General features: G+C 59.9%; 17 protein-coding genes. 3 read left to right on the top strand and 14 right to left on the bottom strand.

What is annotated here, in order from left to right; all coding sequences use genetic code 11:
• Positions 1-10: 10 nt before the first annotated feature.
• From VGN12_09975 to VGN12_10010, 8 genes are all read right to left on the bottom strand, one after another.
• The gene (locus VGN12_09975) at positions 11-478 is read right to left on the bottom strand and encodes a hypothetical protein (GenBank protein HEY4309765.1); all 468 of its coding nucleotides are present in this window, start codon (positions 476-478) and stop codon (positions 11-13) included.
• Between the two features lie 189 nt (positions 479-667).
• Entirely contained in the window at positions 668-1,243 is a 576-nt protein-coding gene (locus VGN12_09980) for a hypothetical protein (GenBank protein ID HEY4309766.1), read from the bottom strand.
• A 4-nt stretch (positions 1,244-1,247) separates the two neighbouring features.
• Positions 1,248-1,682: a transcription antitermination factor NusB gene (gene nusB / locus VGN12_09985; GenBank protein ID HEY4309767.1), complete on the bottom strand. Its 435-nt coding sequence runs from the start codon at positions 1,680-1,682 to the stop codon at positions 1,248-1,250.
• Between the two features lie 110 nt (positions 1,683-1,792).
• The gene (ribH, locus tag VGN12_09990) at positions 1,793-2,263 is read right to left on the bottom strand and encodes a 6,7-dimethyl-8-ribityllumazine synthase (GenBank protein ID HEY4309768.1); all 471 of its coding nucleotides are present in this window, start codon (positions 2,261-2,263) and stop codon (positions 1,793-1,795) included.
• A 122-nt stretch (positions 2,264-2,385) separates the two neighbouring features.
• On the bottom strand, positions 2,386-3,747 hold the full coding sequence (gene rho, locus VGN12_09995; GenBank protein HEY4309769.1) for a transcription termination factor Rho: 1,362 nt from the start codon (positions 3,745-3,747) through the stop codon (positions 2,386-2,388).
• A 291-nt stretch (positions 3,748-4,038) separates the two neighbouring features.
• Positions 4,039-4,635, bottom strand: coding sequence for a dephospho-CoA kinase (gene coaE / locus VGN12_10000; GenBank protein ID HEY4309770.1), 597 nt, complete (start codon positions 4,633-4,635; stop codon positions 4,039-4,041).
• A 143-nt stretch (positions 4,636-4,778) separates the two neighbouring features.
• A complete protein-coding gene (gene polA, locus VGN12_10005) occupies positions 4,779-7,679 on the bottom strand; it encodes a DNA polymerase I (GenBank protein ID HEY4309771.1) in 2,901 nt (966 codons plus the stop codon).
• A 128-nt stretch (positions 7,680-7,807) separates the two neighbouring features.
• Positions 7,808-8,509, bottom strand: coding sequence for an NAD(P)H-hydrate epimerase (locus tag VGN12_10010; protein HEY4309772.1), 702 nt, complete (start codon positions 8,507-8,509; stop codon positions 7,808-7,810).
• Positions 8,510-8,702: 193 nt separating this feature from the next.
• Here VGN12_10010 and VGN12_10015 point away from each other — a divergent pair, with 193 nt between their 5' ends.
• Positions 8,703-8,933 (top strand): FmdB family zinc ribbon protein, encoded by a 231-nt coding sequence (locus tag VGN12_10015; protein HEY4309773.1) that lies wholly within the window; start codon positions 8,703-8,705, stop codon positions 8,931-8,933.
• A gap of 91 nt (positions 8,934-9,024) precedes the next feature.
• Here the strand turns inward: VGN12_10015 and VGN12_10020 are convergent, their stop codons facing one another.
• From VGN12_10020 to VGN12_10045, 6 genes are all read right to left on the bottom strand, one after another.
• Positions 9,025-10,254, bottom strand: a complete 1,230-nt coding sequence (locus VGN12_10020) for a hypothetical protein (GenBank protein ID HEY4309774.1) — start codon at positions 10,252-10,254, stop codon at positions 9,025-9,027.
• Between the two features lie 7 nt (positions 10,255-10,261).
• Positions 10,262-11,743, bottom strand: a complete 1,482-nt coding sequence (gene guaB, locus VGN12_10025; GenBank protein HEY4309775.1) for an IMP dehydrogenase — start codon at positions 11,741-11,743, stop codon at positions 10,262-10,264.
• A 231-nt stretch (positions 11,744-11,974) separates the two neighbouring features.
• Complete coding sequence (locus VGN12_10030; protein HEY4309776.1) at positions 11,975-12,631, bottom strand: hypothetical protein; 657 nt, start codon at positions 12,629-12,631, stop codon at positions 11,975-11,977.
• Positions 12,632-12,661: 30 nt separating this feature from the next.
• A complete protein-coding gene (locus tag VGN12_10035; protein HEY4309777.1) occupies positions 12,662-13,336 on the bottom strand; it encodes a PEP-CTERM sorting domain-containing protein in 675 nt (224 codons plus the stop codon).
• A 467-nt stretch (positions 13,337-13,803) separates the two neighbouring features.
• The gene (locus VGN12_10040) at positions 13,804-14,481 is read right to left on the bottom strand and encodes a class I SAM-dependent methyltransferase (GenBank protein ID HEY4309778.1); all 678 of its coding nucleotides are present in this window, start codon (positions 14,479-14,481) and stop codon (positions 13,804-13,806) included.
• 45 nt (positions 14,482-14,526) lie between these two features.
• Positions 14,527-15,621: a Gfo/Idh/MocA family oxidoreductase gene (locus tag VGN12_10045; GenBank protein ID HEY4309779.1), complete on the bottom strand. Its 1,095-nt coding sequence runs from the start codon at positions 15,619-15,621 to the stop codon at positions 14,527-14,529.
• 416 nt (positions 15,622-16,037) lie between these two features.
• Here VGN12_10045 and VGN12_10050 point away from each other — a divergent pair, with 416 nt between their 5' ends.
• Together VGN12_10050 and VGN12_10055 are read left to right on the top strand one after the other, a co-directional pair.
• Positions 16,038-17,711 (top strand): SpoIIE family protein phosphatase, encoded by a 1,674-nt coding sequence (locus VGN12_10050; GenBank protein HEY4309780.1) that lies wholly within the window; start codon positions 16,038-16,040, stop codon positions 17,709-17,711.
• A 260-nt stretch (positions 17,712-17,971) separates the two neighbouring features.
• The gene (locus VGN12_10055) at positions 17,972-19,672 is read left to right on the top strand and encodes a prenyltransferase/squalene oxidase repeat-containing protein (protein HEY4309781.1); all 1,701 of its coding nucleotides are present in this window, start codon (positions 17,972-17,974) and stop codon (positions 19,670-19,672) included.
• The last annotated feature ends 1 nt before the right edge of the window (position 19,673 follow it).

A 19,673-nucleotide genomic window follows, 5' to 3' on the forward strand; every position in this document is an offset into this window, starting at 1 on the left:
CTTACGGGAATCAGTCCAAGCCGGCAATGGCCTCGATAGCGGCCCAGACTAATACGACGTTCGCCAGCAAGCCGATCACCAGCAGGACAAACAGCGGCGGATTCTTCACCGCTCCCCAAAAAGTTACAAACGAAAGACTCAACGCGAAAACGATTAATGGCCATAGCGCGACGGCAAAAACAACAACACTCAGCCTAACGCCTTGGACCAGCGGATTGGTAGCCGGATGAGGAGCGATCAAGGCAACAAGCAAGAGCGGGCCGTACGTCAGCATCGAGCCGAGACCGAATCCGAGTGCCGTCCTCTCGTTCGTGACGGGTGACACTTCCCCCTGTTCCGCTTGTCGGTTCCAACGCCTTTGCGCGATTCGCCAGGCCGGGAGCGCCAAACAGACCGTAACAAGAAGCGCCGAGGTTAGCGCCGCGAACGCCGCTTGCAATTGCCACGATTGTTCGCGAACCGGCCAGTGGGCGATCACGAGGGCGATGATACCTGTTAGCAGTAGAAAAGATCTAATGCTGAATTGCCACCTGGGCTTTGCTTGTAAGTATGCGGTCGGTGATATCGCTTCGATTCTCGCCATCTGCTTCTCACCATATTCGGTCAAAAACGGCCGAGACTATCCGCTTATCCCTTCTACTTGCTCGTGTCGCCGAGCTTACGAGCGTCAGTAGTCCATCCCGACCATGCACAAGATCAGGATGGTCAGCAGACAGAGGTACATTAGCAGGACCGTTATCCGCATTACCAAGAGCGGCAAATTGATGCGGCGCCCCCAAAACGCTTCCAACGAATAGATCAATGCCAGCAACAGCGGCAAACACGACAAGGCGGCGATAAATCCAATCAACACGTACACAGATGCGAGGAACTTTGGTGCGGCGTCCGCAGCGGCGATGGGGTAGAGAATGCCCATCATCCAAAATGTCGCGTAGGGCGCGGACGCCAGTAATCCATACTTGAACGCGAAGCGCTCGTGACCGATATCCGCAGGCGGATCGCTACCGGCTTCCGCCCGTGCTTTCAGAAGACGCCAGGCCGCGGGTGCCGCGAGCGCGACGACTAACAGCGGTAGCGTGACTATCGAAAAAACCGTAAACGCGATCGCCGGCGATTTCAATTGCGAAGCCGGGATAGCGAGCACCAAAGCCAGTGCCGTGAGCAGAGCGAGAAGGTCCCGCGTCGTGAGTGGCCAAACACTCGCTTGCGTCAATCGCTCGCCGTTCGTGCTCATCCTGCGCATTAGGTCAGCTCGACTTTTCCTCGCGATGTCCCGCCAGGAAGCGATCAAGAATGCCGTTCACGAATTGCGCGCTGTGGGCCGAGCCGAAACGTTTGGCCAACTCCACCGCCTCGTTGATCGCGACACGACCGGGCGTGGCCGTATACAGAATCTCGAATGCGCCCAACCGCAGCACGTTGCGATCCGTGGCCGCCATTCGTTCCAGGCTCCAATTGTCGGCTGTCCGCGACAAGAGCTGATCGAGCTCCCCTTGATTGCGGCGCACGCCCGCCAACAGGCTGCGCGCGAACTCGAGCAACTCGTCCCCTTGCAAACGCAATTGCAGAAATTCGTCAGCGGCGATGGGGTTGGGGGCCGGATTCAGGTCGTCCTGAAACAACACCTGCAAGACGACTTCACGGGCTCGACTACGACGTGTCATGGCAAACTTTTCGACCAGGGACGACGGACACAACTCTCGGTGACTACACGGCTGACGCGCCGCGGGCGGCCAGGCTCTTGCCTATCAAAACGGCATTCATCTTTAATGCCGGCCCTAGCGGTCTCTTGCTAGCGCGGCAACTGGCCCAGCAAATGAATCATCTCCAGGGCTGCCTCGGCGCAATCGCAGCCCTTGTTGCCTACGTTGCCGCCCGAGCGATGGATCGCTTGCTCCAGGCTCTCGCAGGTCAGCAGGCCAAATAATACCGGAACGCCGGTCCGCACCGATAGCCCTGCCAATTCCAGGCTGACGGCCCGATTGATGTGCTGGTCGTGCGTGGTCTCGCCGCGAATGACGGCGCCCAGGCAAATCACGGCGCCGTAACGCTCGCTGCCGGCCAGGCGTGCGGCGACCACAGGCAATTCAAAGGCGCCGGGTACCCAGGCCACCGAGATCTGTTTATCCGCGATGCCGTGCCGGGTGAGCGTTTCGATCGCTCCGGACAATAACCGACCCGTTACGGATTCGTTGTAGCGCGAAACCACGATCGCGATCGCGGCAGCAGTCGGTTTCGTTTCACCACGAAAGGTCTGAGGCATCACACTCACTTCAGCCAAGGTTTAAACGTGGCCAACTACGGCCGAGGGAAACGGAAGCGAGGGACGGCTCGCGATCTTGGTGCCCATTCGGCACCATACGATGGCGCGGGCCATTCGGCCTGCTACTTCAAGTTCATGCTCATCAAGAACTCGGCGTTGCTCTTGGTCTTCGACAGCCGATTAACCAACAGCTCCATAGCCTCGGTCGGGTTCATGTCGTTGAGCACGCGGCGCAGAATGCAGACACGGCGATGTTCTTCGGGGTCCATCAACATCTCCTCGCGGCGCGTGCCACTGCGATTGACGTCGATAGCCGGCCAGATGCGCTTGTCGACCAGCTTGCGGTCGAGCACGACTTCCAGATTGCCGGTACCTTTGAACTCTTCGAAGATCACTTCGTCCATCTTGCTGCCGGTGTCGACCAGGGCCGTGGCGATAATCGTCAACGAGCCTCCCTCTTCGACCTTACGGGCCGCGCCGAAGAAGCGCTTCGGACGCTGCAAGGCGTTGGCGTCAACGCCGCCGGAGAGAATCTTGCCCGAGTGCGGCACCTCGGCATTCCAGGCGCGGGCCAGCCGTGTGATGGAATCGAGGAAGATAACCACGTCGTGGCCGTACTCGACCATCCGCTTGGCCTTTTCGATCACCATTTCCGAAACTTGCAAGTGCCGGGCCGAAGGTTCGTCGAACGTCGAGCTGATCACTTCGCAGTTCGGCCCCTTCACCTGACGTTCCATGTCCGTGACTTCTTCGGGGCGCTCGTCGATCAAGAGCATGATCACGTACACCTCGGGGTGATTGATCAATACGCTCTTGGCCATCTTCTGTAAAAGAATTGTCTTGCCGGCGCGGGGCGGGCTGACGATCAAGCCGCGCTGACCGAAGCCAATCGGCACGATCAGGTCGACGACCCGCATGTTGACTTCGTCGGCGGCCGCCTCGAGCACCACGCGCTTGTCGGGATGCAGCGGTGTCAGTTCGTCGAACGACACGCGCTCGGAAACCAGGTTCGGATCCTGATAGTTGATGGCCTCGACCCGTAGCAACGCGAAGTAACGTTCGTTTTCCTTCGGCGGGCGTATCTGGCCGGATACCGTGGCCCCGGTGCGCAGACCGAAGCGGCGAATCTGGCTGGGCGAAACGTAAATATCGTCCGGGCAGGAGAGATAGTGGTAATCCGGGCTACGCAAGAAGCCGAACCCGTCGGGCAGTACTTCCAGCGTCCCCTCGCCGAACATTAGTCCGTTGAGCTTCACGCGCTCTTTCAGGATCTTGAAGATCAGGTCCTGCTTCTTGATGCCCGTCAGCTCGGTGAGATTCTCGCGGCGTGCCTGCTCGATCAGTTGCGGCATGCTCATCCGCTGCAATTCGGCAATATGAATATCGCCGTGCTTGATTTGCTCGTACCGGTCGTGCGTATCGTCTCCCCCCAGGGCGACTTCTTCGGCGATTTCTTCGGCCAGCGAGAGGGGCTCGGCTTCCATCTCGGCCGTGTCCGTGACGTAACTCTTCTCGTCAGCGAGCGGCGGTTTGGTCTTCGTGACGCGGGGTTGTCGTGTTTCCGACATGAGACGCATGCTCCGGATAAGAACCAGTATGCGGACGCGCTGAAGGCGCCTGCGGCGGGGATCAAATACCTACTGAAGTGGCGAGTGGACGATCGCTGCGGACAGTCACTCTTCGAACATTCGAACGCGAATCTGAATCGATGGGTCTTTAGGGATTCGTGCTCAGGCGCGGGCGGGCAAGACGGGGTTTGGCGACGTGCAGTTCAATCAGCCGTTAAGCGAATGCCAAAGATGCTTGACTTGCTCGCGAGTGGCTTCCGCCGAACCGGAGTTATCAAGGACCACATCGGCGCGATTGCGCTTCACGTCCAATGACTGCTGCGCGGCTTCGCGTGCGGCAAATTCCGCGTCGCTCCAACCGCGCCCTCGTGCTCTTTGTAATCGTACCTCACGCGGGGCCTCGACGAAAACCGTTTTCTCGCAAAATTTGTTCCAACCAGCTTCCATCAACAATGGTGCATCTAGCACTAATATTTGCTTCCCTTCCTCCTCCAGCGCCGCGGCCTGCCGGCCTAGCAATTCGCCGATGCGAGGATGGGTCAGTTGTTCCAAGAATCGCCGGTCCTCGGCCGCTCCTTCGCTGCCAAAGACGCGCCGGCCAATCGCCGGCCGCGAGAGCTGGCCATCTGGCGTGAAGACTTCGCTACCGAAGCGCTCACGGATCGCCTGCTTGACCTCCTCCTGTTCCAGGACCTCGTGTCCGGCCCGATCGGCATCGAGCCAACCGGCTCCTAATTCTACCAACTGTCGAGCAACCAGGCTCTTTCCGCTAGCAATGCCCCCCACCAGGCCAATCACTCGCACGATGCACCAATCCCTAAACGGGGCCACCGCAAAAAAGTATCGCTTTCTCTTTGGCGCAACTGTCGCTACGTGGGCTTTGCATGACCTCTGCTTCGAAAGACGTTGGCTGCGAACGTTCTTGCTGATTTAACCCCGGCAAATCGCTACGAGGCGTCGGAAAAATCCGGATCAATCCCCGGCAACTCCTCGCCGGCAGCCGACCATGGCTCGGTCTGGGCCCAATTCATCCCCGTCTTTACATCCACGACCAGCGGCACTGCGAGCGCCATCACGCCGGCCATCTCCTCGCGCACCAGTTCCGCGAGCGGTTCCAGCTCCCCGGCCGGCGCCTCGAACAATAATTCATCATGAATCTGCAACAACAGTCGCGCTGATAATCCGCGCTCGCGCAGCCGGCTATGCACCGCCAGCATGGCCAGCTTGATCAAGTCGGCCGCTGAACCTTGGATTACGGTATTGATGGCTGTCCGCTCGGGCAGGTTCCGTTGCCGAGGGGCATCAGGTCGGACGCCGCGAATTGCTCTTTTGCGCCCCAGGATCGTTTTAACATACCCATTTACCCGACATCCTTCCAGTATTTTTGCCAGGAATTCATCGACGCCAGAATAGCGTTCGAAATAGGCGGCGATGAAATGTGCAGCCTCGTCCTGTTCGATGTCCAGGCTGTTAGCCAGGCCGAATGCGCTTTGGCCGTATAGCACGCCGAAGTTGACCGCCTTGGCGCGGCGCCGCATCTCGGACGTGACTCCGTTTGCCGCCACGCCAAAGACCTCGGACGCTACTTGCGCGTGGATATCGTCGCCACGCGCAAACGCCGCGCACAATGTTTCATCACCTGAGAAATGCGCCAGCACACGCAACTCGATTTGCGAGTAATCTGCCGCGAGCAAACGCCAGTCGGCCGGGCCGGGCAGAAACGCCGAGCGTATGTCGCGCCCTTCCCGCGTACGGATGGGAATGTTCTGCAAGTTCGGATCGCTCGAACCTAATCGCCCCGTAGCGGCGACCGCTTGCTGAAACGTGGTGTGTACGCGGCCGGTCCGCGGAGTCACAAGCGTCGGCAGCGCGTCGACATAGGTGTTCTTCAATTTCGAGTACTGACGAAACTCGATGATCTTGGCTGGCAGCGGATGTTGCGCTGCGAGTTCTTCGAGCACGCTGGCATCCGTGCTGGGGCCTGATTTGGTGCGCCGTAAAGCTGGCAGCTTTTGCTCGGTGAATAACACCTGCTGCAATTGCTTCGGCGAGGCGACGTTAAACTCGTGGCCAGCCAGAGCGTAGATTTCTTTTTCCGCTGCCGACACTTTTTCGCCGAAGTCAGCGCTCAAAGCCGCCAGTCGATCGGTGTCGACCCGAATGCCAATCCGCTCCATGTCGGCCAGTACCACGGCCAGCGGCAACTCGAGATCCACCAGCAAGCGCTCAAGCGTCTCCTCTTGCAAACGTTTCGTCAAAAGGGGCGCCAGCCGTAGCGTAACGTCGATCTCTTCGCCAATGCTCTGAGCAATCGCCGCCGCGTCGGCCGTATCCCCTTGCGCGACGGGCGTCATGGCATGATCGAGGTAACGTTGCGAAAGCTCGCCAAGCGTGTGATTTCGTTCACCGGCATCGAGCAGATAGCTAGCCAACATCGTGTCGAAGGCAAATCCGCGCGGCGCGATGCCGGCGCCGGCCAGCAAAATCGTGTCATGCTTCGAGTCGCGCGAAATCTTTTCAACGCCCTCGGTTTCGAAAAATGATTTGAGCGCCCCGAGCGTCGTGTCACGGGCAAGCCCATCGGCGCCAAACGGCAGATACCAGGCTTCGCCGGGCGTCCAGGCCACGGCCAGCGCGGCCACGTCGGCCTGCACCGTCGGGCCTGCGGACGCGATCACGCGCACTGCGATGCGCGATTGGGCCATTAACTGCGGCAACCATGCGGCGAACTTTTCGGCCCCGTCGATCGTGTGATAGTTTCCTTGCCAGGTGCTCGGCACACTGGACGATTGCGCCGCGCGCAACTGCTCGGCAAAGCGATGAAAGCCGAAGGCAGCGCACAATGCCAGCGCACGTTCTGGATTGAACGCACCGCGACGTGCGGCCTGCCAGTCAATCACGATCGGCGTGCTGGTATCGAGCCGGACCAGTTGCCGACTGACGAGCGCTTGCTCGCGCCCGGCGATGACATTCTCGCGGCGCTTGGTGCCGGCAATTTCACTGGCGTGTTTGAAGATGCCTTCGAGCGTATCGTATTTGTTCAGCAGCTCACGGGCGATCTTCGGACCAATCAGCGGAATGCCCGGCACATTGTCGACCGAATCGCCGACGATGGCCTGATAGTCGACAACCTGATCGGGCCGGATTCCCCAATCGGCTGCCAGCGCCCCGGCGTCGTACATCAAGTCCTTGCGAACGTTGTACACCACGACGCGGTCCGTGATCAGTTGCCGGCAATCCTTATCGCCAGTCACCACGTAGCACTCGCCACCGGCGTCGTGGGTCAGTCGGGCGACCGTCGCCAGCACGTCGTCGGCCTCAAAGCCTTCGAGTTCCAAAATGGGAATGCCGAGCGCTGCGATCATGCGACGCAGCAATGGGAATTGCGGTCGTAGCTCGCTGGGCATTTCGCTGCGCTGCCCCTTGTAGCCGTCATACAACTCGTGGCGAAAGGTCGGGCCTGACATATCGAACGCGCAAAACAAATAGTCGGGCTTCTTCTTTTCGAGCAAGAACAACAGGTCGCGTGTAAAACCGAACACCGCGTTCACCGGCTCGCCGCGCGGACTGGTCATTTCCGGGATCGCGTGAAAGACCTGAAAGATCAGCGAATTGGCATCGATCGCGTAAACGGTCTTGCCTGTCAGGTCCGGCGGCACCGTTGGTCCGTCCGGCGACAGAAGGGAGACCGGGTCACAATCATCTGCGTCAAATGCGCCGTCACCTGTTGCACTCACATCCGCGTCGCTTTCGAACACTGATTGCGGAGCGGTTGTCACTCGCTTCGGCGGCGCATCATCTTCCATTCCTGGTAATGATGCCTGACGTGGAGAACGCGATTTGGCCATGGCAAGTGAATCGAAGGCGGGAAAGGAAAGGCGACATGAACAGCAACCGCGAGAAGCAGTGCCATGCCGTATCGTATGCCTAATCCCGGCGCCCGCCAACCGGGGCAGAAAGGCCGGATGCCGAAGGTTCAATGCGAACGGTTTTCCACTCGCGCCGCGGCCAGGCATTCGTCGATCAATCGGCGCGGGGCGCCAATATCGAGTACGTGAACCTTGCCGGTGTATGCCACGGCACTGGGCTGAAGAAAGCCTGGCTTCTGCGCAACGAATGTGCAGGTGTGCAAACCACGAATGGTATGTCGCGAGGCCAGGCCTGTGTCACAATCGAGTCCGCTTGGTAGATCAACTGCCAACTTCGCGGCCGGATGCGCGTTGAGCTGATCGATCACAGCATCCAGCGGCGGCCTTGGATCACCATGCGACCCCGTCCCCAATAGAGCGTCGACAATCCAGCCCGCCCCTTTGAGAAATGTCGCCAAGCGCCCAGCATCATGAGGGCCAGTAAACACCTCGATCGGTACGTCGCTATGCGCCAAGATCGCATAATTGGCGGCGGCGTCCCCTTGCAGCGTGCCTGGGTCGCACCACAGGCCAACGCGAACCTGATGGCCACGCAGGTCTAGATGTCGAGCGATCACGAAACCGTCACCGCCGTTGTTGCCGCGGCCACAACAGACAACGACCGGGCCCGCGATGCCGATCTGATACAAGACATCAACCACTCCGCGCCCGGCATTCTCCATCAGCACCAGGCCGGTCATGCCATATTCGGCCACGGCGCGGCGATCAACCTCCTGCGACTGGCGGCGATTGAGAGTTGGGATTGGCATGATCGGCATTGTAGCCATTACGGCAACAACACCTACCGCCAGAGCCGATGTACCGCTTTTCGAGCAGCAAATTGCATAGGGGCGCTGACGTTCCTCTGACGGAGCGAGTCGAATTGGCTGCCGCCTGGCGGTCGGCTAAAATACAATCGTCCCCGTTAGAACGGGCGAGAATCCTTTGATCGCGGAGCTAATCATGCCCCTTTACGAATATACCTGCACCGGCTGCGGCGACCATTTTGAGCTGTTGGTGCGTGCCAATGAGAAACCGGCCTGCCCCGATTGCGGTAGCACGCGCGTCGAGAAGCAGCTCAGCGTTCCGGCTGCTCACACAGCGAAGGGGGCGAGCTTGCCAGTCTGCCAACCGCAACCACGCTCGGGCGGTTGCGGCGCGCCATGGTGCGGCACGGGCAGATGTGGGATGTGAAGAAACGCAGAGTGCAAAATGATGAATGATGAGCCGGTGCGATGCAGGGTTCAACCATTCATCATTCTGCAATCATCGTTCTGCAATTCGCTTACGGAACCAGCGCCACGCCTGCTACCCACACGCCGGCCTCGAGCAAGGCACCTCGCAAGCTGATCGGCACCGGCGGGATGATGAACGGAGCACAATCGCCCGGCCGGTAGTAGCCCAGCGGGTAGATGCACTCTAGCGGCGGCTCGACTCCCATCATGTAGGGGAGGATCGGCAGCGTCAGGTAGAACTTCGTAGCCGATATGATCGGCTGCAAGAACGGCGAACAAGTCTGGCCATATCGTTCCAGCTCGACGTCTTCGAAGTACAGCGGCTTGTGGCAAAGCGAGGAAGCTTTCCAGGCGAACAGCGTGCTCTGGAAATTGCGCGGCACGAATTGCTCGTCGCCCAATCCGCACTCGACGGGGAACTCGCCCGGCTCGGCAGCGATGTTCGTGCTGATGTCCGACAGCTTCTTCACGTACTCGCGCGGCGTCGGGCAGTTGTACGGAAGCGCCTGAGCCAGTTCCGTCGGGGGCGTAGGTTCATTGGCCGAATCGCGCTGCGGCGCCAGCTTGGGCACCTGTTCGAGCCGGGGCGCGGCGTCGCCGAACGGATCTTGCACGGCGCTGCGATCCTGCATCGCGGTATGCACCGCTTTTGCACGGGTCGGCTTGCGCACCAGTTCCAAAGTGGGAACCTGATCATCGCCGAACGGGTCGAGTTGCGGCTCGTCGTGCGATGCCAACTTGATCGTGAGGGTGCTGCCATTTCCGCCCAACGTGGTACTTGTTTGCGGCGCTGGCGCGGCATCGGCCAATCGCTGCACTGTCATCGGTTTACGAACGCGAACCGTTTTGATCGGTTTAGCCGCGGGCTCAGCAGGCAGCTCGGCCGGCTCGGTCTTGAAGGACATTTCAGACTGGGACGTCATGGATTTGGACGTTGCTGTTTGGGACATTGCTGTCGTCCCGTTGTCCGCAGATTTTTTCGCGGCGCTCTTCGACACCGGCGCGGCATTCGAGGTCGAACTCGCTTTGGGCGATGCCTTGGCTTCTGCCGTTTTGGGCGCGGCCGGGGCCGCCTCGTCGGCGAACGGATTCAAAATGGCGTTGCTCGAGTCGAGCGTGTCGGTTGTGACCGCCGCTTTGGGCGCTCGCCATTTCAGATTCGAGTTGCTGGATTTGCTAGCGGTCGTTTTCACGGCATCCGGCGTCGTGCCGGCCAGTGTTGGCGACACGGCCAGGGCCAGGGCGGTCACCGCCGCCAGCGGCAGTCGCGCGGCGAGCAACCGCGCGCTAGTTCGAATCGCCCGACGAATACTGGGCGCTGTAGTTCGGTGCTTCCTGCGTAATGGCAATGTCATGAGGATGACTCTCCCGCACACTAGCCGCTGTGACTTGGATAAATCGCGCATCCCTTCGCAAATCCTCGATCCCACGTGCGCCGCAGTAACCCATGCCGGCTCGCAGTCCGCCGATCAATTGATAGACGAACGCGCTTAAGCTGCCTTTGAAGGGGACACGTCCTTCGACCCCTTCGGGCACGAATTTTTCGCTGCCGCGTTCTCCTCCACCTTGTCGGTATCGCTCGCTCGAGCCTTTGACCATGGCTCCCATCGAGCCCATGCCGCGATAAATTTTGAAAGTTCGCCCCTGGTACAGGATCAACTCGCCCGGGCTCTCGGCCAGGCCGGCGAACAATCCGCCGATCATCACCGAGTGGGCGCCAGCAGCGATGGCTTTCGTCATGTCGCCCGAGTAGCGGATGCCACCATCGGCAACGATCGGTATGCCAGCGGCACTAGCAGCCTGGGCAGCCTGATACACGGCCGTGACCTGCGGCACACCGACGCCCGAGATGATCCGCGTCGTGCATATCGACCCAGGACCAATCCCGACTTTGACGGCATCCGCGCCCGCGGCGATCAGATCGTGGCATCCCTCCTTGGTAGCGACGTTTCCAGCAATGACGTCGATGTCCCAACGTTGTTTGATACCGCGGACGGTTTCGACCACGTTGGTCGAATGGCCGTGGGCACTATCAACCACTAGCACGTCGACATCTTTGCTGAGCAGGCTTTCGGCCCGCTCGTACTCGTGAACTCCGATAGCAGCGCCAACCCGTAGCCTGCCTTGCCTATCTTTGCAGGCATTCGGAAACCGGCGCATCTTGTCGATATCTTTGATCGTAATCAGCCCGGTTAGTCTGTTATTTTCGTCAACCAGTAGAAGTTTCTCGACCTTATTTGCCATCAGGATCTTTTCAGCTTCCTCAAGCGTCACATTCCCCGTGGCCGTCACCAGGTGCTGGCTGGTCATGACCTCGGCGATACGCATGTCGCTAGCTTCGAGAAAGCGCAGGTCGCGACGGGTCAGGATGCCGGCCAGCCGGCCCGAGGGTTCGGTGATCGGCAAGCCCGAGACGTTGTGCTGGGCCATGATCTCGCGCGCCTTGCCCACCGTGGCGTCGGGGGGCAGCGTGACCGGATCGAAGATGATGCCGTTGGCGCTGCGTTTGACCTTGTCGACCTCTTTGGTCTGCATGTCGATCGACATGTTCTTATGAATGACGCCCAGGCCGCCCTCTTGCGCCAGGGCGATCGCCATGTCACTCTCGGTGACCGTGTCCATGGGCGACGAGAGCAGCGGGATGTTCAGCTTGATGCGCCGCGTGAGCCGGGTCGAGACATCACACTCACCAGGAATCACTTCGCTGTAGCGCGGCTCGAGCAGGACGTCGTCGAACGTAATCCCTTCGTACTGCAGCTTGTCTTGCATGGCGGCACCTCCAGGATGGTCTACCGGGCACGAAAATCCACCGGAACGACAGCCACAGAGGGGCCTGCGACTGTAGCCCCGTATTATGCGACTTTCGGCGGGATTCGCCTAGGGGCCGGGGCAGTTCCGCCGCCGAACCGCCGTTCGCATCGCGACGGGAAGGCGCCAAGCCTGGGATATGGGCGACAGCTGGCTCGCAATCGGTACGAATTCGCTAGAAGGAATTCTGCGTCACGGGTCAATTTTTAGAAACCCGAAAGCCAAAAGATGACCGTGATGGTCGACGGCGTATGGATATTGCTTCTTTAAGTCCTCAACAAGCGGCAGCGCCAGCTCCCGCTTACGTTCATCACCAACGAGGTAGTGCTTAGCAAGGAGAAAGCGCGCATATGCGCCGACTTGTACGCCATCGCCATAAAAGCAGTCGCTATGCCGACTAATGGCTTGGTTTAGCAGCTTTACCTTCTCGTTCCCAACGGCCATTTGCGCGAGATACAGAACGGCACAGCCTGTGCGATTTAGATCGGGATACTTCTCGACCATTTGTTCCAAACACGCCTTGGCTTCTGGGCTGCGCCAATTCTTGTTGGCAACTTGGTAGAGTTGCTCGGCGGCGAATAACTCTTCCTGCGAATGCTTTTCAATATCCTTCTTCATGCGCGCACGAGCTTCGAGCTGCTGAGCCTCGCGCGCCTTCTCGTTGTCGATCGTCCCATTAGTAGAACCCGAGTCACCTTCGAGCCGTGCAAGCCTCGCCTCAAGATCATCGACGCGTTTCTTCAGAGCCTCGATCTGTGCGTCTTTCGTATCGGGTTGCTGAGCCCAGGCGACACTCTTTGGCAGCGCAAAGGCCAAAACGACAATGACGGCGATGCGCACATGTGACATGAGAGCTCTCCCCTTTTTGAACTGGCTCGATTATCCCACTTTGCACTTTGACGTCTTTCGAAAACGCAGTGCGAGCCCGCCTGCCGCGATGAACGCCAGCAACAGCGTCCCTGGCTCCGGCACCACGCGCATCGAGAGCGTCGCTCCGGCGATATCCGCATCCGCCACGGGGAAAGGCGCCACATTCGGCGCGATCGTGGCGAATGTGTATTGCTCGACGAATACGCTCTGAGCGAAGGGAATTTGCGTCGCGAACGTGATCGGCCCCGCGGCCGTTGCCACCATTTCAATTCGGTCCAACAAATTGGGGCCCACACCCGGTGGACCAACAGGGCCATTCACTGTGACGACAACGGAACCGCCGACCCGCATGTCATCGGGCGTCGGTATCGTCATCCTTTGCATCGTCGGCACCGGATAGGCTACTCCGGGCTGGACGCTTCCGGTGGGCGCGACCTTTGTCGAATCGAACAGAATATCGGTCGCGGCCGACAGCGCGCCGGCGTTGGGTCCCAGGTCAGTCCTCAGATCCAGGATCGAAACATCAAGCCAGAATGTCTGACCGACGACAAGCGGTCCCGTGATCGGCTGATCCGCGTCGTCTGTGATCGCCAGCGACCATGCGACGACAGCGCCGGACGCCCCCGTGGCGATTGTGAACAGCCCCCAAAGAACCAAAATGCCAATTCTCACTGCCTGACGCATGCGCGGCCCCTCTAAGTCACGAAGATATTTCCCTGCTGGCATTCCGACGAAAACTTGCACAAGAGATGCCGTAACGGGTGCGAAGCGGAAGATGACAGAACGGCTGTAGAGCCGCGGCGCGTTATCGAGGAAGGCTTGCTGCAGCCGTATCACGCTTGGAAACCGACCCAAAGGCGTGAAATCAGCGAGAACGAATCAGGAGCAGCGCGGCATTTCGGCTTGCTTCGCTGTCCGACGAGAATCTGACGGCCTCGCAACGCGTGCGCCACGACGCCCCTTGAACACGGGCGCTGGTCCTCTGCTTCCGGTAGTCGCACGCCTACATTAGCGAGCCGAACGGCCGATCAGGCCGCGAAAGAGTGTTAAGCAATTCGACTCGCCGCATCGTAGAGGGCTATTAACGAGCAGTCAACAAAATTTTATGTAACGTGCGGCGTGTCACATTGCGCAAACTGCGACGCCAGAAATCATGTTGCCGCGACTCGCAGCATTTCATGGCCACCCTGCTGAAACTCGTAGGGCACGTTCCGTATGTCTACGCGGTAGCCGGGCGCAGCCAAATGCTCACAGACCGGCGCGACATGCACACTGCGGCGACAGTCAAGGTCCACCAGCGGAAATACTCGCACCTCACGGGCCACCCGCAACATCTCTGCAATCGCCTGGCGATGAAACTCGGCGTCGAAATGCGCCGAATAGAGGAACAAAAAGTGGGAACACAGTGCCACATCGAATGCACGATCTGCAAACGGCAAATTTGGCAGCGCCGCGGCGATGTACCTTTGCTCGGCGCGGCCACGATCGAAATCGGCCAGAAATCGCCGCATCGCCGTCAGGCGATAGTCAACCAGATGATCCGGATCGCGGAAAAAGTCCCAGCGAAAGTTCTGCGGGAGCGCTTTCACCTGCGCAATCATTCCTGGATAGCACTCGTGAACGCGCGACTCGATTTGCGCGCCCGTGAAGGAGTAAATCGGATCGCACGAAACGATCCGATGGCCGAGCACCGTGGCCTCGGCGTTGAAGCTGGCCGGGCCGTCGCCGCAACCGAGAATCCGGCCCGCTAAATCAGTAGCGGTCAAATCGAACATCGCCCGATACTCATCGAGCGATCGTCCCCACGGGATAACGTCGGCGAGCTTCATGACCGCTTCCCGTAATGCGCATTCGATTGATGTAGCGAGTTACTTCTAAGGTCGCCATAAATCGATGGGCTTCTTTGCATCGGTCGTAAACGGCAGTGAGATTTTCTTGCCGCTGCCGGCCGAAGCGTACGCGGCCATGATAATTTCGAGCGTGGCCCGGCCATCTTCGCCGGTGACAATCGGCTGCTTGTTGTCGCGCACGCACTCGACGAAATGGGCCATCTCTTGCGGGAAACCATAATTCCAGTTTTCTTCGTAGATCGTGAAGCTCCAGCCACTGGTCTGGCTGGCTTTCTCCACGGCATAATCGTAGCCGCGTTCGGAGTAGGTATGGATCGAGTTGCCGCGCAGCAGGTCGGCATAGGCATGCCCTTGCGAACCGTAGACTTCGGCGCGATCGTCCATGCCGCCGAGCTTGGCCCAACTCTCCTCGGCCATTCCTACGCAACCGTTTTCGAACTCGACAACGATCAGCGACTCGTCATCGGCGCGCGTCTTGTCGCAATGCATGTACGTACCCATCTGTGCGTAGACACTCGTGGCGCGGGGTCGGTTCGCACAATCGGGGCCGGATAATAACCAGCGGAAGAATTCCACCGCGTGGCAGCCCATGTCGAGCGCGACGCCACCGCCGCTGAGATCGGTGTTATAAAACCAAGGCGTATGCGGCCCGCTATGTTTTTCCATCTGCTTGACAAGATGCGGCTTGCCCAGCGCCCCGGAATCGACGAGTTGCTTCAATCGCGTGTACTTCGGGGCGAAGCAGAGTTCCTCGGCGTAGATCAGCTTCACATTCGCGCGGCGGCAAGCCTCGATCATCTGATCGCATTCGGCCAGGTTCATGGCCATCGGCTTTTCCAGAACGACGTGCTTGCCAGCCTCGGCTGCGGCAACGACCGCCTCGCAGTGCAAGTAATTGGGCAGTCCGAGAACGACGAGCTGGATCTCGGGCATCTGGTACATCTCGCGATAATCGACGAACCAGCGCGGGATGCGGCGTTTCTCGGCAAAGCTGCGGACATGCTCGATCGTCGGCGAGGCCACGGCTAGCACCTCGGCATCCGGCACGTGCTGCAGAGCCTCGTAATGCTGCGTCGTGATGAATTGACTGCCGACCAGGCCGATGCCGATCTTGGCCATGAATGATTTCCTTCCCGGATGAAGCGCCAAGGACGTCGAGCCCCCTCGAACTTTGCCATGAGGGGGACCGATCGGGGCCAAGTCTCACCGTGTGCGGGTCAGCCGTCAAGCTGGCGGTCCAGGCGACGTGTAGTGCAACGACCGCAGCCGCCGCAGAACGTACGTCACGCACTACCGGCTGGCTGACTGCAAAGAGTGGTGCGGCGTAAAGGCAATACGGAAAACCGGGATAGACCGAGGAATGGGTCCAATACCCGACGATTTTCCGGCCCGTTGACGCCCTACGCACGTGCCCCGTAAAATCGCGGGAGATTCTTCCCGCCGGGTTGAACTGGCAATAGATCACGCCGCGGAGATTTCCGTCGCGTGGCGGCCAGCTGCGGGATTACCTGTCGCCTCCGGGCCGCTTTCCCACCATGGCCTCATTACAAGTCCTTAAGGGGATGACACCCGGCGTCCAGTTTCCGCTTGATGGCGATCGCGCCATTCTCGGGCGACATCCGGATTGCGACATCGTGCTCGACGTCGGCGCCGTGAGCCGGCAGCACGCGCAAATCCTGCTGATCGAGGCGGATTTCTACGTCGAGGATCTGAAAAGCCGGAACGGCACGTTCGTGAACGGCCAGCAGATTCACGACCGTCACCGGCTCGAAGATAACGATCGCATCAAGATTTGCGATCTGCTGTTCACCTTCCACCGCGGCAAGCGGGCGGGCGAGCCCGGCGGCGTCGCCCCGGCCCTAGCCGAGGTCGTGGATGACGTGATCGGTACCTCGGGCTCGACCGTGATGACGAAGCTCGAAATGGCCAAGGCCCGCGAATCACAACGATTCTCGGTCAATGCCGAGGCCAAGCTCAAGGCCCTGATCGAAATCAATAACAGCGTCGCCTCGGCCATTTCGGTCGATCAGGTGCTGCCAAAGGTCCTCGACAGCCTGTTCAAGGTGTTCCTGCAGGCCGACCGTGGGTTTATCGTCCTGCAAGAACGCGAGAACGGTCCGCTGATTCCCAAGGCGGTGAAGCATCGCCGCCCCGGCGACGAAGAAACGATTCGCATCAGCCGCACGATTGTCAGCCAGGTGATGCAGGGTAAAGAGGCCATTCTCTCGGCCGATGCCGCCAGCGACGAGCGGTTCGATTCCAGCCAGAGCATTGCCGACTTTCGCATCCGCTCGATGATGTGCGCTCCGCTAGTCGATAGTACCGGACGAGCGCTCGGTGCGATCCAGATCGACACGCTCGATCAGCGCAGCCGCTTTCAGACCGACGATCTGGAAGTGTTAGCGAGCGTAGCCGGCCAGGCGGCCTTTGCGATCGAGAACGCGCAACTGCATGAAGCCGCGATGCGGCAGCAGCAGTTCGAGCACGATTTGCAACTGGCGCACAAGGTTCAGCAAGGATTCTTGCCCAGCGGTCCGCCGCGCGTCGAGGGGTATGACTTCTTCGATTTTTATGAACCGGCCAACCAGGTCGGCGGCGATTATTTCGACTATGTGCCACTGCCCGGCGGACGCATGGCAATGATCCTGGCGGACGTGTCCGGCAAGGGCATCTCGGCAGCTCTGCTGACGGCCAAGCTATCAAGCGAAGCCCGCTATTGTCTGGCCAGCGAGCCAACCCCGGCCGCGGCGGTGACTCGGCTGAACGCAAATTTCAGCGCTAGCGGTTGGGAAGATCATTTCATCACGATCGTCGTGGCGGTGCTGGAACTGGAGACGCACCAGGTATGCCTCGTCAACGGCGGCCACATGGCACCGTTTTTGCGCAGTGCCGAGGGGCGTATTGAAGAAGTCGGCAGCGACGAGGCCGGCCTGCCGATAGGCGTCGACGCCGACTACCAGTATTCGCAATTCCTGTTCGACTTGAAACCAGGCGACTCGCTGACGCTATTCACTGATGGTTTCAGCGAAGCGATGGATGCCACGAACGAGCTCTATGGCATGCCGCGACTGCGGAATCGTCTGGCCGCGCCGGCCAAGGGAGTTCAACAACTGGGCGCCCTCTTGCTGGCCGACGTAAAGACATTTGTCGGCCAGCGGGCCCAAAGCGACGATATGTGCCTGGTCTGTTTCGGCCGGCAAAAAAGCTAGGTTCGGGCCATCCACGGCCGAAGTTCAGCCCTCTTCCGCGCCGTTCGGCAGCGGTTCCTTGACACTCCTCTTCGAGGGGGGCTAGGATCGAAAGAGGTTGCCCATGGCGCGCGCCGTTCGGGCGTTGGCCATACGTCTTTCGAAGCGCCGCGCCGCGGCCTTCGAGTTTTTGGTTTCTTCGTCGCGCTTGCGCGCCGTGAGAGACCGCGCGCGGTTCGGGCAAGTTCGTTGGCTTGTGTCGTCGCGCGTACGAAGGGTTCATGATCACCATGCCTCAGGCCGGCACAAATCGAGACGGCAAACGCTGTTCGGCGACCTGCTCTCGTTGCGCGAAGACCAGGAGCCTGGTTGGGGTTGGCAAATCGTTGCGGCTGCTTCCCGTCGGCTTGCTGGCGATTGTCGTTGCCTACGGAGCGTTACAACCGCAACGGACTCACGCGCAGTTCACGCCAAAATCGCCTAAGGTCATGGAACTGGTCAATTCGGGCGTGAAATTCTTGGAAGAGACCCCCGACTCGCGTGTGGGGGCCGAAGCCTTGATTGGGTTGACGTTGCTCAAAGCCGAGGTGAAGGCCGATCATCCCCTGATTCAAAAGGCGCTAATATCCGTACGGCGCATCCGATCCGATTCGGGCGCCCTGCAAACGCAGGATGTATACACGGTCGGCCTGTGCGTCATTTTCCTGGTCGAGCTCGATCCGGTGGCGTGCAAGGCCGACATCGAAACGATGCTGGCGCACCTGTTGTCGCTGCAAAAAGGGCACGGCGGCTGGGGCTACCCGCAGCGCCCGACCGGCGACACGTCGATGACGCAGTACGGCGTGCTGGCGATGTGGGAGGCCGAGCACGCCGGCTTCAAGGTGCCGCTCGAGCCGTGGGAGAAAGTGGCCAACTGGTTGATGCGTACGCAAGATCCCAGCGGCGCTTGGGGGTATCAAGGAAATGACCCCGGCAATTTCAACCTCGTTACTCAACCCGAGATTCGCCACAGCATGGTGGCCGCAGGACTGGGCAGCCTGTACATCTGCGCGGATCGCTTTCAATATCGGCGAGCAGTGTACGACCCGAACGCCGGCCTGCCGGTGGCGCTGCAACGCGTCAAGAAAACACCGACGCAGCAAGCACCCAAAGCGATCGCCACGCGCATCGATCTGTCGCGCATGGGGCAGGCGCTCGATCTGGGGGACGCTTGGATGCGCGAGCACTACCAGATCGATCCCGGTCAGTACCAGCATTACTTCATGTACGCGTTCGAACGTTATCAGAGTTTTCGCGAGCTATCGGCCACAACGCCGTTTCAGCCAGCGCATTGGTATGACGATGGCGTCTACCTCTTGGAAAGAACCAAAGGGAGCGACGGAGGTTGGACGGGACAAACCGGCCCATCGACGGACACGGCATTTTCCCTGCTATTTCTGCTGCGCTCCAGCAAGAAGAGCATCGAAAAGGCGCATCACCTCGGCCCCGGCACCTTGATCACCGGCCGTGGCCTGCCCGATGGAACCGATATCGAGTTGCGGATGGGCCAGGTGCGGCCGAAGCCGCTTTCAGGTCCGGCCGAGCAGTTGCTGGCCGCGATTGAGGATCCCGGCCATCCAGACTACTTGCGCGCGGTGGAAGGCCTGGAGGACAAAGTCTCGCAGGCGCCCCCGGCCGAATTAGGAAAGCTGGCTTCGAAGCTGCGCGCCCTGGCGGGAGCTGATACGGCCGGTGCCCGGGCCGCCGCAGTTTACACGCTAGGCAAGACTCGCGATTTCGACAGTGCGCCGGTGATCATCGCGGCCCTCTCCGACCCGGATGACGATGTCTTCATCGCGGCCGAAGAGGCGCTAAAATTCATGAGCCGCACGATCAGCGAGCCCAGCGAAGAAGGCATTACCGAAAATCGTCGCGCGAATGCCGTGCGCAAATGGCGCAAATGGTTTACGTCGATCCGTCCCAACGCCCATCTGGACGAATAAC

The sequence above is a fragment of the Pirellulales bacterium genome, assembly GCA_036499395.1.
Classification (GTDB): domain Bacteria; phylum Planctomycetota; class Planctomycetia; order Pirellulales; family JACPPG01; genus JACPPG01.

Bases quoted from the DNA above. Each gene is read 5' to 3' on its own strand.
- VGN12_09980 (HEY4309766.1), bottom strand. From the start codon at position 1,243: ATGCGCAGGATGAGCACGAACGGCGAGCGATTGACGCAAGCGAGTGTT.
- ribH (HEY4309768.1), bottom strand. From the start codon at position 2,263: ATGCCTCAGACCTTTCGTGGTGAAACGAAACCGACTGCTGCCGCGATC.
- rho (HEY4309769.1), bottom strand. From the start codon at position 3,747: ATGGAAGCCGAGCCCCTCTCGCTGGCCGAAGAAATCGCCGAAGAAGTC.
- polA (HEY4309771.1), bottom strand. From the start codon at position 7,679: ATGGCCAAATCGCGTTCTCCACGTCAGGCATCATTACCAGGAATGGAA.
- VGN12_10010 (HEY4309772.1), bottom strand. From the start codon at position 8,509: ATGCCAATCCCAACTCTCAATCGCCGCCAGTCGCAGGAGGTTGATCGC.
- VGN12_10015 (HEY4309773.1), top strand. From the start codon at position 8,703: ATGCCCCTTTACGAATATACCTGCACCGGCTGCGGCGACCATTTTGAG.
- guaB (HEY4309775.1), bottom strand. From the start codon at position 11,743: ATGCAAGACAAGCTGCAGTACGAAGGGATTACGTTCGACGACGTCCTG.
- VGN12_10030 (HEY4309776.1), bottom strand. From the start codon at position 12,631: ATGTCACATGTGCGCATCGCCGTCATTGTCGTTTTGGCCTTTGCGCTG.
- VGN12_10035 (HEY4309777.1), bottom strand. From the start codon at position 13,336: ATGCGTCAGGCAGTGAGAATTGGCATTTTGGTTCTTTGGGGGCTGTTC.
- VGN12_10040 (HEY4309778.1), bottom strand. From the start codon at position 14,481: ATGAAGCTCGCCGACGTTATCCCGTGGGGACGATCGCTCGATGAGTAT.
- VGN12_10045 (HEY4309779.1), bottom strand. From the start codon at position 15,621: ATGGCCAAGATCGGCATCGGCCTGGTCGGCAGTCAATTCATCACGACG.
- VGN12_10050 (HEY4309780.1), top strand. From the start codon at position 16,038: ATGGCCTCATTACAAGTCCTTAAGGGGATGACACCCGGCGTCCAGTTT.
- VGN12_10055 (HEY4309781.1), top strand. From the start codon at position 17,972: ATGATCACCATGCCTCAGGCCGGCACAAATCGAGACGGCAAACGCTGT.